We start from the raw sequence: 13,901 nt of genomic DNA, 5'->3' as shown, positions 1-13,901 counted from the left end.
CCGCCCCAAACGCGAACGCCACAGCATTTCGCTGTGGCGTTCGTCTTTACCTGAATATCAGGCAAACATTACATGGCTGTCAGTGCCAGGAAGAAGCCTGCGATAGTGGCAGACATCAGGTTGGACAGTGACCCCGCCAATACGGCTTTCAGACCAAAGCGAGCAATGGTACCGCGACGATTCGGTGCCATTGAGCCCAGACCACCCAGCAGGATGGCAACGGAGGAGAGGTTGGCAAAACCGCACAGGGCGAAGGAGATGATAGCCTTGGTGTGGTCAGACATGGGCACGCCATTGATCAGCAGCTCATCCTTCAGATAGGGGGCAAAGTTCAGGTAAGCCACGAATTCGTTCACCACCAGCTTCTGGCCGATGAAGGAACCGGCAACCACGGCTTCGCTCCAGGGCACCCCGATCAGGAAGGCCAGCGGGGAGAACAACCAGCCCAGCAGCAGTTCCAGAGAAAGCTCAGGCATGCCGAACCAACCACCCACACCGGAGAAAATACCGTTGATCATGGCGATGAGGCCGATGAACGCCAGCAGCATGGCACCCACGTTCAGGGCCAGTTGCAGGCCGGCGGAGGCACCGGCGGCGGCGGCATCGATCACGTTGGCAGGCTTGTCTTCCAGCTCGCCGTCGGCATTACTTTCGTCATAGTTGGGAGTCTCGGTTTCCGGTACCAGCAACTTGGCGAACAGCAGACCACCCGGGGCAGCCATGAAGGAGGCAGCGATCAGGTATTCCATCTTGACGCCCATGGAGGCGTAACCAGCCAGCACGGAACCGGCAACGGAGGCCAGACCACCACACATGACGGCGAACAGCTCGGAGTCTGTCATCTTGGAGATGTAGGGACGAACCACCAGCGGCGCTTCAGTCTGACCGACGAAGATGTTGGCAGTGGCAGACAGGGACTCGGTACGGGAAGTGCCCAGTACTTTTTGCAGGGCACCGCCCAGCAGCTTGATCACCCACTGCATGATGCCCAGATAATAGAGAACCGCGATCAGCGAGGAGAAGAAGATGATGACGGGCAGAACGCGGAAGGCAAAGATAAAACCGCCGCCACCGAACACTTCAAACATCTTGTTGCTGACCAGGCCACCGAACAGGAAGTCGATGCCATTCTGGCCATAACCGATGACGCTGGAAACGGCATTGGATACACCGACCAGAATATCTCGGCCAACCGGGACGTACAGCACGAATGCCCCCAGGCCAGCTTGAATTGCAAAGGCACCGCCTACGGTGCGAATTTTTATTGCTTTGCGATTACTGGAGAACAGCACCGCGATAAGGATGAGCGTTGCCATCCCCACCAGACCCATAATCAAATTCATTATTAACACTTCCTCTTTAGTAGCACCTTCCAGCTTGTTAACAGCTTGTATCTCAACGCCATCAATCAAGGGTGCGCATTATACTAATTACGGTGCGACAAAGTAGAATGCTGGTCACATTTTATGAGCATGAAATACGCTGGAGGTCGCCAAATTAGACCGCAAACGATTTTTAGTCGCCCCGTTTTTTATCATGATGCTATCAAGAGTTAATCAGGTGTTAATTTAAGAGAGCCTGAGCGGAAAAGTGTGCAAAGTGGATTCATGTAACACCGCGACAACATGACCCAAGGGCTGCTGCCGCAATTCGGCCAAGAGTTGTGCAATCTTAGGCAAGTTGGCGGGGGTATTAGGGAAACCCTGCTGACCCTGTAACGGCATATCGGGCGCATCCGTCTCCAGCAACAGGGCCTCCAGCGGCATGTCGCGGATCGCCTCCCGGGTCTTGTTGGCCCGCTCATAGCTGATGACGCCACCTATTCCAAGCCTGAACCCAAGCTGCCAGAACGCCTGTCCCTGTTGCAGTGAACCGCTGAAGGCGTGAATGACGCCACCCCGGGCCGGTTTGAAACGCCTGAGTATTTTTGCGACCGTATCGTTGGCCCGCACCGAGTGGACGATCAGCGGCAACTCATGATCCATGGCCAGCCTGATTTGTGCCTCAAACAACTCGACCTGCCCTTCCTGCGGCACATGGGATCGCAGATCCAGTCCACATTCGCCGACCGCCACCAATCCACGGGGTCTGGCAGCCAATAACGCTTGCAATCGCGTCAGTGCCCCCTGGGCCTGGGTGCCCACATACCAGGGGTGAATGCCCAGCCCGTAAGTGATCTCCGGGTACTGCTCCGCCAGCGCCATCACGCGAGTCCAGTTTTCCTCTCCCACTGCGGGGATGATATACTCGCCCACCCCCAACTGCCGACACTCTGCCAGCAACGCCGCCCTGTCTGGATCGAAGACGGGAAAATCGAGATGGCAATGGGTGTCGATCAGTTGCATGTCGTCCTCACCTGTTTGTCGTACTTGATGGCTCTACTCAATAATGAAACGCTCGAACCATGGCTTTACCCTGATAGAACTGGTGATGGTTATCATAGTGCTGGGGGTCCTGGCCGTAACGGCAATGCCCCGCTTTATCAATATCAAGGATGATGCCCTCAAGAGCACGGTTGCCGCCACTGCCAGCAGCGTCGCCAGCGCGGTGCAGCTGGCCCATGCTGGCTGGGCTGTCCAGACGCAGGATCAGGCACTCTACAATCTGGGCAGCATGGGTCAACGCAACCTCGACATCAACCGTTATGGCTGGCCCGCTGGCACGGATGAGGATCAGGGCCGCAAGGGGATCAATGAGCCTTACGTCCCAGGTCAGGAAGACTACATCTCGGTCAGCAACCAGGCAGACTGCCGCCTGCTGTTTCAGGGGCTGCTGGACAGCAGCTATACCGTCGCCTCGGTCGATCAGGATCCCGAGATCCAGCTCAGGGCCGACTACCTTTCCAGCGAGCAACCCGGCAACCATATAGATGAAGACGGCGAGCCTCACAGCAACTGCCGCTATACCCTGCGCGACTCCATCGCCCGCTTCCCGGCTTACCCGGATGGGTTGAGCTTCGACTACAACAGCATTAACGGGGCCGTGACACGCCATTTTGATTGAATGACGAGGCGTCGGGCTCAGGCTCTTGCTGGTCATCTTCGTCATAACGCACCGGCGTGCAGCAACGCCGGTTCTCTGGGGTGAGTCCCCACTCCTGACACCACGCATCGTAGCGAGCCAACCAGCGTAGCAAGATACCTTTCATGTTCCTTTTCCTCTTTCCATCACGCCATCCGATACTCTGCCCCATTCCCTCTCGCCAACCCAGCGAGATCGGGCCAACGGCATTATGGCGCTCCGGACGGCAACAGCAGCCCCATGCTGATCTCGTCGACATAGCCCTCGTCCAGCCGATACGCCTGCCGCCGTAACCCCTCATCCATGAAACCGCACTTGCGGTAGAGTGAATGGGCCACTTCGTTATGCGCCATCACGCCCAGCTCCAGCCGGCTGACACCCAGCTCGCTGGCAGCCGTGATGAGTGTGCGCAGTAACCGCTCACCCCAACCCAGACCGCGCGCACCAGGACGCAACCCCATCACCACCAGTGCACAGTGGCGATTGCGATGCATATTCCCTCCCAGCAGGAGTGCAAAGCCCTGGACCTCACCGGCCAGACTCAGCAGCCACATCCGCTGATTGCGGCTGGCCTGCATGGCAGCCAGACGCTGGCGCTGCCCCTCGATGTCGGATGGTCTCTCCCCCGCTTCATACAGCATGAAGCGGGTCTCCCGATCCAGTTGCTGAAAGAAGTGATCCAGCGCTGCTGCATCCTCCACGCTGGCCAGACGAATCGTCATGCTTACCCTCCCTGTTTGGCTGCCGCGCCGGATCACGGGCATAAAAAAAGACTCCATTTGGAGTCGTTTTTTTATCAGAGCCATCTGGCCAATGCAATGGATGGCTGCCTGCAACATCAGACCAGTGACTGCGTCCACGCAGCTAGATAGATCCACTGGCCGCGCCCAGTACAGCCTTCTGTCAGCCCTTGGCTGGCAGGCTCAGACGGGCAACCGCCTCCACATGCATGGAGTGCGGGAACATGTCCACCGGCTGCACTTCGTCCAGCACGAAGCCCTGCTTGACCAACCAGGCGAGATCGCGGGCCAGGGTCTGCGGGTTGCAGGAGACATAGACCAGCCGACGGGGCGCCATAGCCACTAGGGTCTGCAGCACCGCCTTGTCACAACCCTTGCGGGGCGGATCCAGCACCACCACATCAGCGGTCACGCCCTGAGCGTGCAGCTCGGGCATCAGCTGCTCGGCCTTGCCGACGTGGAATTCGGTGTGCTCGATGCCGTTGAGGGCGGCGTTGCGACGGGCATCGCTGATGGCGCTCTCCACCGACTCGATCCCCACCACCTTGGCGGCCTTGCCTGCCAGGAACAGGGAGATGGTGCCGATACCGCAATAGATGTCGAACACCGTCTCGTTGCCGGTCAGCTCGGCATACTCGAGAGCGCTGGAGTAGAGCACATCGGTCTGGGTCGGGTTGTTCTGGAAGAAGGAGAGCGGCGAGATCTCGAACTCGAGTTCGTGGATCTTGTCGCGGATCACCCCTTCGCCCAGCAGCACCCGGTTGGTGGCGCCCAGAATGCGGTTGGTGCGCTCATCGTTGATGTTCTGCACCAGAGTGGTGATCGGCAGATCGCTCAAGCTCGCCAGCAGCTCGGCTTCGAACGGCAGCGCGTCACCCAGGGTCACCAGCACTACCATCAGCTCGCCGCTCTTGAAGCCCTTACGGGTCATCAGGTTGCGCACGCAGCCAGTGTGGTTCACTTCGTCATAGGCGGCGATGTCATGCTCGCGCATCCAGTTGCGTACCCGGGCATTAAGCTCTACGTGCAGTGAATCCTGCACCGCGCAGTCATCGGCAGTGATCAGATCGTGGGAGTGCTTGCGATAAAAGCCGATCTCGGCACCGGCTTCGCAGCCACGCACCGCATATTGGGCCTTGTTGCGGTAGGCGAACGGGCTCTCCATACCTAGGATCGGGTTGACCTTGGTCTCCCCCAGCCCGACCTGTTCCAGTGCGCTCTGCACCAGCGCCTGCTTGAGCTTGAGCTGAGCCGGGTAGGCCAGCGGGCGCACCTGACAGCCGCCGCACTCGGTGTTGGGGCAAAAATCGGCGACCCGATCGGCGGACGGCTGGAGCAGCTCGGTCACCTTGCCATGCAGATAGTTTGGCTTGACCTCGGTCAGCTCCACCAACGCCTGCTCACCGGGCAGCAGACCTTCGACAAACAGGGGGCGATCGAACAGGCGTCCCTTGCCATCCCCTTTGTCGGTCAGTTCCTGGATCTCGATCTGGTGTTGATGTCCCACTAACAGCATGAGCGGCTCCAAAGGCGTAGAAATAATGATGGGGAAAATGGGGCAAGCCCATTAAGGGTGGCAGAGTTTAGCGGAGATCCTGTCAAATTGCAGGCATAAAAGGTGGATCAAGGCGCACTCCACTTTTGCAGACATAAAAAACCGCCGGCATAACCGGCGGCGATCCTGTCAGCAAGTAACCCGACGCTGTTACAGGCTATAGGCTTTTTCACCGTGGGTGGTGACATCCAGCCCTTCGCGCTCTGCATCTTCCTTCACTCGCAGGCCGATGAGCAGATCCACCAGCTTGTAGGCCACGACCGAGACGGCCCCGGACCAGAGGATAGTGACCCCGACCCCGATGGCCTGGATCTTGACCTGGGCCAGGATGGAGTAGCCTTCCGCGACCTGGTTGGTAACATAGTCCCACACTCCGGTGCCGCCCAGATCCGGACTGGCAAAGACGCCGGTCAGCAGGGCACCGAGAATGCCGCATACCCCATGCACGCCAAACACATCCAGGCTATCATCGGCTCCCAGCAGACGCTTGAGTCCATGAACCCCCCACAAACCAGCCACGCCGCTGATGAGGCCCATCATCAGGCCACCGCCAACCCCGACGAAACCGGCCGCCGGCGTGATCACCACCAGACCGGAGACGGCGCCGGAGGCTGCACCCAGCAGGGAGGGACGACCCTTCATCATCCACTCGGCCAAGGTCCAGGAGAGCGCAGCCGCCGCCGGTGCCACCCAGGTATTGATGAAAGCCAGTGCAGCTATGCCATTGGCTTCCAGCGCGGAACCGGCGTTGAAACCGAACCAACCGAACCAGAGCAGGGAGGCCCCTATCATGGTCATGGTGAGGCTGTGCGGTGTCATGGGATCACGTCCGTAACCCAGACGCTTGCCAACCAGATAAGCCCCCACCAGACCCGCCACGGCGGCGTTGATGTGCACCACAGTGCCGCCCGCAAAATCCAGTGCACCATGCTGGAACAGATACCCGGCCGTCGCTGTCGCGGTTGCCGCTGCCTCGGCCGTGGTATAGGCATCCGGACCCGCCCAATACCACACCATGTGGGCCAGCGGTATGTAGGCGAAGGTGAACCAGATCACCGAGAACAGCAGCACGGCGGCAAACTTGATACGTTCGGCGAAGGCGCCCACTATCAGACCGCAGGTGATGGCCGCAAAAGCCCCCTGGAACACCACGTAGATGAACTCGCTGATACCGACCCCCTTGCTGAAGGTCGCTGCAATGGAGTCTGGCGTAACCCCCTTGAGCAGCACCTTGCTAAAGGATCCGTAGACACTGTTGCCCTCGGTAAAAGCCAGCGAATAACCATAGAGGATCCACAGCACGCTGATGAGCGAGAACAAGGTGAACACCTGCATCAACACGCTCAGCATGTTCTTGCTGCGCACCAGGCCGCCATAGAACAGGGCCAGTCCCGGAATGGACATCAGGATCACCAGTGCCGCCGACAGCAGCATCCAGCTATTATCCCCCTTGTTGATGGTCACTCCGGCAGCAACTGGCACCGCAGCCAGCACGATGTCGGCCGACGCGGCCACCACCTCTTCAGCCCAACTGGGGGCGGCCAGCAAGGCGGCAAGCGCCAACAAACCTGTCATCACGAGTCTTTTGAGCATACAGCCATCTCCTTCCCTGTCGTCCCGGCACCTGTCCGGGCTCATTTCCTGATATGAACATCGAATCCGAGAATCCCCACAAACTCACACTCAACACACACACTTGCCACAGCCCTGGTCATGCTTCCTTCATCGGGCAGCGTCATGGCGACATGATTGCTTTAAAGCATAAAACAGGCCAACTCACTAAATTGATTTAAATCAACATCTTAATATCAAGGAGGCGGGCTGACGCACCAGATTGGAGCATAAGGCTCGCTAACCTGAGCAAGCGCGCACTTCTGCTGTGCAGCGCAACCAGCACGCACCGAAATAGAGCAGATCATAGGCCGGGATGACCGCTGATCGGCGACTGACACACAGCCAAATGCGGCCCATCAAGCCTACACGCGATGAGGATTACCCAAGCAAAAGGGATACAGAAAAACAAAAGGCCACCCGCAGGGCGGCCTTAAGCCATTGAAATATAAATAGTGCCAGGGTCTCTATCGAAACGAGAAATGACAAAACTGATTTCAAAGGGAAACGTGAGATGTGAATTTTACTTACTACCCGCACCAGTGACGCTGGCTTCCGTACCTTCGCATCAGAGTGGGTATCTCCAGCCCCAAGTGGCCGCTACTCCCGGGGCGTTCTTACAGAGGAACCGAAGGTATTGAGTTTGTTTATCGCGCCCACATACGCCATCACGGCTCCAATCTGACCATTATATTTTGCAGGCTGGTAAAGCAACTCATTAGCCCACAGCTGAGCATGAGACATTACAACGCGCATGTGGGGAGGTGCCCCATGAACAAGATGACATGGCTGGGTATGCTCGTTGGGTAACAGGTCGGTTCAGTGAGGAAAACGGCCTGTGTGCTGGCCGCTTTACCCTCGGAATTGTTCAGCAAGGCTTTGTGGCGGTTGTGTATCACATAGCCCTTTGTTTTGTGAGGCGTGGCATAGTGTCACCCGCCGTGAAGTATTTTGCTGTGCTGCGCGGCAGTGGGGCGCGGCCACGGATGTTGTCGGCAATCTTCTCGGCCATCATGATGGTCGGGGCATTGAGATTGCCGGTGACGATCAACGGCATGATCGAGGCATCGACCACACGCAGCCCTTCGATGCCATGCACCCGTCCCTGACCATCGACCACGGCCATGTCGTCTTCGCCCATTTTGCAGGAGCACGAGGGGTGGTAAGCCGTTTCCGCATGCTCACGGATAAAGGCATCCAGTTCGGCATCGCTCTGCACGTCCTTGCCGGGGCTGATTTCTCGCCCGCGATACGGGTCCAGCGCCGCTTGCGCCATGATTTCGCGGGTGATGCGGATGCCGTCGCGGAACTCACGCCAATCCTGCTCGGTGGCCATGTAATTGAACAGAATGCTCGGGTGCTGGCGCGGGTCTTTGGATTTGATCTGGATGCGCCCGCGACTGGGGGAACGCATGGAGCCCATGTGCGCCTGGAAGCCATGTTCTTTCACCCCATTACTGCCGTTGTAGTTAATCGCCACCGGCAGGAAGTGGTACTGAATGTTCGGCCATTCGAACTCGGCGCTGGAACGGATAAACCCGCCGGCCTCGAACTGGTTGCTGGCACCTATGCCCTTGCCCTGGAACAGCCACTGCGCGCCGATGGCGGGCTGGTTCCACCATTGCAGCGCCGGGAACAGCGACACAGGTTCTTTGCAGGCGTATTGCAGATACAACTCGAGGTGATCCTGTAGGTTCTGGCCAACGCCCGGCAGATCGTGGACCACGGGGATCTGCAGTTCATTCAGCAGAGCTGCCGGGCCGACGCCGGAACGTTGAAGGATTTGAGGGGAAGCAATTGCGCCGCTGCACAGCAACACTTCGCGACGGGCGTTAGCGATGTGCGGGGTGTTGCTGTCACCCACCAGGTAGGTCGCACCCATGGCACGCTTACCGCTAAATAGGATGCGATCGGTCAAGGCGTGGGTGACGATAGTCAGGTTGGGACGGGCACGGGCCTGGTCCAGATAGCCGCGTGCGGTGCTGGAGCGCCGGCCTTTGGACGTGACGGTACGATCCATCGGGCCAAAGCCTTCTTGCTGATAGCCGTTGAGGTCGTCGGTACGCGGATAACCGGCTTGCACGCCGGCTTCGACCATGGCGTGGAACAGCGGGTTGTTGCCATGCTTCGGCGTGGTCACGCTCACCGGGCCTTCGCCGCCGTGGTAATCATTTGCTCCGATGTCACGGGTTTCGGCTTTGCGAAAATACGGCAGGCAATCCAGGTAGCTCCACTCTTCCAGGCCTTTTTCCTTGGCCCAGCCGTCGTAGTCCATGGCGTTGCCACGGATGTAGCACATGCCGTTGATCAGCGATGAGCCGCCCAAACCTTTGCCACGCCCGCATTCCATGCGCCGGTTGTTCATGTGCGGTTCGGGGTCGGTCAGGTACGCCCAGTTATACCGCCGACCTTGCAGGGGGTAGGCCAGGGCGGCGGGCATTTGCGTGCGAAAGTCCAGGCGATGGTCTGGACCGCCCGCTTCGATCAGCAGCACGCTGACGTCCGCGTCTTCGGTCAGGCGGGTGGCCAATACGTTACCAGCTGAGCCGGCACCGATGATGATGTAATCGAATTCTTGGGGCATAGAAGCTCCTGTAGCCGGATGCACTCCGGGGAAAATGCGATGACGGTTCCCGGATGGCATCCGGGCTACGGGGCGGAGATCACTGTGTAGGGCGAATGACGCTGTTTCCCGCCTATGACTGGGCTTTAGAACACCGAGGTGTAGGCGCCCATTTCCAGCTGCACCGATTTGATCCGCGTGTAGTGCGCCAGCGTGGTCAAACCGTTTTCGCGACCAACGCCGGATTGCTTGTAACCGCCCACCGGCATTTCCGCTGGCGATTCTCCCCAGGTGTTGATCCAGCAAATACCGGCTTCCAACTTGTGGATTACCCGGTGCGCGCGGTTCAGGTCGCGGGTGACCACGCCAGCGGCCAGGCCGTATTCGGTGGCGTTGGCGCGGCGGATGACTTCTTCTTCTGTGTCGTAAACCAGAATGCTCATCACCGGGCCGAAGATCTCTTCACGCACTATGGTCATGTCGTCCTTGCAGTCGGTGAATACCGTGGGGGCCACGTAGGCACCGTTGGCATATTCGCCCTCGGTCACGCGCTGGCCACCGATCAGCAGGCGGGCACCTTCGCGGCGACCTTTTTCGATGTAGCCGAGCACGCTGTCCATGTGCGCGAAGCTGACCAGCGGGCCGAAGTTGGTGGCGTCATCTTGCGGGTTGCCCAGGCGAATGCGTTTGACCCGCTCCAACACCTTGGCTTCGAAGCTCGCCTGCAGCCTGCGCGGCACAAACACACGGGTACCGTTAGTACAGACCTGCCCGGAGCTATAGAAATTAGCCATCACTGCGATATCAGCGGCACGGTCGAGGTCGGCGTCTTCGAAGATGATCAGTGGCGATTTGCCTCCCAGCTCCATTGTCACATCCTTGAGTGATGAACTGGAGGCGCTTGCCATGACCTTTTTGCCGGTCACAGTGCCGCCGGTGAAGGATATCTTTGCGATGCCCGGATGCTCGGTCAGCCACTGACCGACTTCACGACCGCTGCCGGTGAGCACGTTAAATACACCATCCGGCAGGCCGGCGGCGGTGTATATTTCCGCCAGTTTGAGCGCGCTGAGCGAGGTCACTTCGCTGGGTTTGAAGATCATCGCATTGCCGGCGGCCAAGGCCGGAGCGGATTTCCACAGAGCAATCTGGATCGGGTAGTTCCACGCGCCTATACCTGCGACCACGCCCAGCGGCTCACGGCGGGTGTAGACGAAGCTGGTATCGCGCAACGGGATCTGTTCACCTTCGATGGCGGGGATCAAACCGGCGTAGTACTCCAATACGTCCGCACCGGTGACGATATCGACATAGCGCGTTTCCGAGAGCGGCTTGCCGGTGTCGAGGGTTTCCAGCTCGGCGAGTTCATCGTTGCGCTCGCGCAGAATGTCCACGGCCTTGCGCAGGATGCGTGAGCGTTGCATGGCCGTCATCGCCGCCCAAACCTTTTGCCCTTCGGTAGCGCTCGCTACGGCGCGCTCTACGTCCACCTGGTTGGCGCACTGCACTTTGGCCAGCACCTCCCCAGTGGCCGGATTGATGCTGTCAAAGGTCTCACCACTGCTGGCCGCCACATAACGACCTCCGATATAGAGTTGTTGTTCATTAAATCGGGGCATCTTCGAGTCCTTTTGTGTTGATTTATGTGGTATCCGGCTACTGAAAATTGTTCGCACTGGTAGTAGTCCGGTCAGAGACTAGCTTATTTTTATTGAACATCCAAGTAACAAAAAATTGACATTTAGGCATCAAGTAATAAGCTCAGCGCCGTGACTCTCACTGCCATACATCGCCGCAGCCGTTAAGCTGGCTGCAAGAACCTGCTCGCGAGTCTGCTGTGGTCTATGTCATTGATTCGCATCGTTTGAGACCCTTCGGTGCGTTCGTTTCCATTGCCTTGGAGCTCACCTCCACCATGACGACTGCCTCTCTCATCACAACAACACCTGAAAAAGTGCGCTTGAATCCCACCGTGTTTTACGGATCGACGGCGCTGATCCTGCTGTTGACCTTGGCGTTAATCGCCTTCCCCGATGCGGCCGGAGTTTGGCTGGGCAAAGCCCAAGTGTGGCTGTCACGCAGTTTTGGCTGGTATTACATGCTGGCGATTGGGGCTTATCTGTTATTTGTGCTGTACGTGGCCTGTTCGCGCTACGGCAACCTGCGCCTGGGGGCTGACCACGAGCGTCCAGAGTTCAGTTACGGGGCCTGGGCAGGAATGCTGTTCTCCTCGGGGATCGGTATTTCGTTGCTGTATTTCGCAGCATCAGAACCGATTGACCACCTCTACAACCCGCCCGAAGGCGAGCCAGGCACGACCTCTGCGGCGCGTCAGGCGCTGCAACTGACCTTTCTGCATTGGGGTTTACATGGCTGGGCGATCTACGCACTGGTCGGTCTTGCCGTGGGCTACTTTGCCTATCGCCACCAGCAACCGCTGGCCTTGCGCTCGGCGTTGTACCCGCTGTTCGGCGAGCGCCTGACCCGTGGCTGGGTCGGTAATGCCGTGGACTGCTTCGGCATTTTTGTCACCTTGCTGGGGCTGGTGACCAACCTTGGTATTGGCTCGCTGCAAGTGGCGTCTGGTTTTGAATACCTTTTTGGTATGTCCAACAGCCAGGGGGCGCTGCTTACGGTGATTCTGGTGATGAGTGCGGTAGCCACCCTGGCCGCCGTTTCCGGGGTGGAGAAGGGCATTCGCCGCTTGTCCAACCTCAACATCATTCTGTTTAGCAGTTTGCTGGTGTTCGTGTTGCTGGCCGGCGACACCTTGCATTTGCTCAACAGCCTGGTGCAAAACCTCGGTGACTACCTCAACGGTTTGGTACTGAAAACCTTTGACCTCTATGTGTACACCGGCCAGTCCGGCAAGAGTGAAGCGTGGATGGGCTTGTGGACCCTGTTCTACTGGGCGTGGTGGATTTCCTGGGCACCGTTTGTCGGCATGTTTATCGCGCGAATTTCCCGTGGTCGTACCGTGCGGGAATTGGTCTGCGGCGTATTACTGATCCCGCTGGGCTTCACCTTGGCCTGGCTGTCGATCTTCGGCAACAGCGCGCTGGAGCTGGTGATGAACCATAACGCCACCGATCTAGGCAAAGCTGCGCTGGAGCAGCCCGCCATGTCCATCTACCTGCTGCTGGAGCATTACCCCTGGTCCAAGGTGGTGATTGGCATGTCGATTTGCGTCGGCTTTGTGCTGTTCCTCACACCGGCGGACTCCGGCTCGGTGATGCTGGCCAACCTTTCACGCCAGGGGAGTGAACTGGACGAAGATGCCCCGTACTGGCTGCGGATCTTCTGGAGCATGGTCATCACTCTGGTGACCATTGGGTTGCTGTTCGCCGGTAATTTCACCGCCATGCAAACCGTGGTGGTGCTGGCGGGATTACCCTTCTCGGTGGTGCTGCTGCTGTACATGTTCGCCCTGCTCAAGGCGATGAAGTCGGATTTGGCCGCCAGTGAGCAGCCAACGGCGCTGCCAGCCCTGCCGACATAAGGCTGAACCTGTCTCGGGTGGCGCAGTGTGCGTCACCCTGACTCTTAGCCGGCTTTTTCCAGCTGCATGTCCAGGTAGTCATAGGCGATCTGCATCGCCTGGCGGGTGTCGAAGCTTTCACCAGACAAGGCCCCGCGCAGCCACAACCCGTCAATCAGTGCGGCAAGTCCACGTGCTGCGGCGCGTGCCTGTGCCTGCGGCAACACCCGGCTGAACTGCCCGCAGAGATTGGAATAGAGGCGGTGATCATTAACCCGTTGCAAGCGGCGCAGGGTGGGTTGATGCATGCTGGTGGCCCAGAACGCCAGCCAAGTCTTCATCGCCGGTCCGTTGACTTGGCTGTCATCGAAGTTGCCTTCAATCATGGCCCGCAAATGCGCGCGCGGTTGATCTGGCGGTAGGCCGGCGCGGCGTTCGCGCACGGCATTGCTTAGCGCCTGCATCAGGTGGCGCATGGTGGCGTCGAGTAACCCGTTCTTGTCGCGAAAGTAATGGCTGATGATGCCATTAGAGACTCCAGCAATCCGTGCGATGAAGGCAATGCTGGCATCGTTCATGCCGACTTGATCGACCGCTTCAAGGGTGGCAGCAATCAATTGTGATCGACGGATGGGTTGCATTCCGACCTTAGGCATCTGTTTCTCCGTCTATTGGGGGCCCAGTAATGCGCGCAGTCTAGGCCGGTTAAAATAATGTGGTCAATGTGCGCGTTAAAAACGCGCACCAAGGCAAGTAACCACCGAAAAGGTTGTGCTGGATGAGGTCACGCTTATCTGTGAGCTCGATGAGCTATTGTCAAATCTGGTGTATGGCGTCGGTCAGGCGGCACTCCTGTCTGACTCCTCCAGCACCTTTACTCCGTCCTTGAATTTCACGTTGTTCGCTACCAACGTCAGCAGCGCAAATCCCTTG

The 13,901-nt window shown here is 58.5% G+C and carries 10 protein-coding genes; 2 read left to right on the top strand and 8 right to left on the bottom strand.

Annotation, left to right across the window (positions count from 1 at the left end; translation table 11 throughout):
- Positions 1–68 precede the first annotated feature (68 nt).
- Both GWQ22_RS12820 and GWQ22_RS12815 read right to left on the bottom strand, forming a co-directional pair.
- A complete protein-coding gene (locus GWQ22_RS12820) occupies positions 69–1,343 on the bottom strand; it encodes a NupC/NupG family nucleoside CNT transporter (protein ID WP_275930535.1) in 1,275 nt (424 codons plus the stop codon).
- 225 nt (positions 1,344–1,568) lie between these two features.
- Entirely contained in the window at positions 1,569–2,345 is a 777-nt protein-coding gene (locus tag GWQ22_RS12815) for a TatD family hydrolase (protein WP_275930534.1), read from the bottom strand.
- 40 nt (positions 2,346–2,385) lie between these two features.
- Here GWQ22_RS12815 and tppF point away from each other — a divergent pair, with 40 nt between their 5' ends.
- The gene (tppF, locus tag GWQ22_RS12810) at positions 2,386–3,003 is read left to right on the top strand and encodes a type IVa pilus pseudopilin TppF (RefSeq protein ID WP_275930554.1); all 618 of its coding nucleotides are present in this window, start codon (positions 2,386–2,388) and stop codon (positions 3,001–3,003) included.
- 227 nt (positions 3,004–3,230) lie between these two features.
- Here tppF and GWQ22_RS12805 read toward each other — a convergent pair whose 3' ends face one another.
- The 5 genes from GWQ22_RS12805 to betB all read right to left on the bottom strand — a co-directional run bounded on the left by GWQ22_RS12805 (position 3,231) and on the right by betB (position 11,109).
- Positions 3,231–3,785 carry a GNAT family N-acetyltransferase gene (locus GWQ22_RS12805; RefSeq protein ID WP_108536932.1) on the bottom strand — a complete coding sequence of 185 codons (555 nt, stop codon included), beginning with the start codon at positions 3,783–3,785 and terminating at the stop codon, positions 3,231–3,233.
- Positions 3,786–3,924: 139 nt separating this feature from the next.
- Positions 3,925–5,277 (bottom strand): 23S rRNA (uracil(1939)-C(5))-methyltransferase RlmD, encoded by a 1,353-nt coding sequence (gene rlmD / locus GWQ22_RS12800; protein WP_275930533.1) that lies wholly within the window; start codon positions 5,275–5,277, stop codon positions 3,925–3,927.
- 189 nt (positions 5,278–5,466) lie between these two features.
- Positions 5,467–6,909, bottom strand: coding sequence for an ammonium transporter (gene amt, locus GWQ22_RS12795; RefSeq protein WP_275930532.1), 1,443 nt, complete (start codon positions 6,907–6,909; stop codon positions 5,467–5,469).
- Between the two features lie 913 nt (positions 6,910–7,822).
- A complete protein-coding gene (gene betA / locus GWQ22_RS12790) occupies positions 7,823–9,511 on the bottom strand; it encodes a choline dehydrogenase (protein ID WP_275930531.1) in 1,689 nt (562 codons plus the stop codon).
- A 125-nt stretch (positions 9,512–9,636) separates the two neighbouring features.
- Positions 9,637–11,109 (bottom strand): betaine-aldehyde dehydrogenase, encoded by a 1,473-nt coding sequence (gene betB, locus GWQ22_RS12785; RefSeq protein WP_275930530.1) that lies wholly within the window; start codon positions 11,107–11,109, stop codon positions 9,637–9,639.
- 218 nt (positions 11,110–11,327) lie between these two features.
- Here betB and GWQ22_RS12780 point away from each other — a divergent pair, with 218 nt between their 5' ends.
- On the top strand, positions 11,328–12,989 hold the full coding sequence (locus GWQ22_RS12780) for a BCCT family transporter (RefSeq protein ID WP_275930529.1): 1,662 nt from the start codon (positions 11,328–11,330) through the stop codon (positions 12,987–12,989).
- Between the two features lie 44 nt (positions 12,990–13,033).
- Here the strand turns inward: GWQ22_RS12780 and betI are convergent, their stop codons facing one another.
- Entirely contained in the window at positions 13,034–13,624 is a 591-nt protein-coding gene (gene betI / locus GWQ22_RS12775) for a transcriptional regulator BetI (RefSeq protein ID WP_042036215.1), read from the bottom strand.
- Positions 13,625–13,901: the final 277 nt, after the last annotated feature.

It is taken from the genome of Aeromonas sp. 1HA1 (assembly GCF_029237385.1).
Taxonomy (GTDB): Bacteria; Pseudomonadota; Gammaproteobacteria; order Enterobacterales; family Aeromonadaceae; genus Aeromonas; species Aeromonas popoffii.
This window is presented reverse-complemented; position numbering and strand designations above follow the sequence as displayed.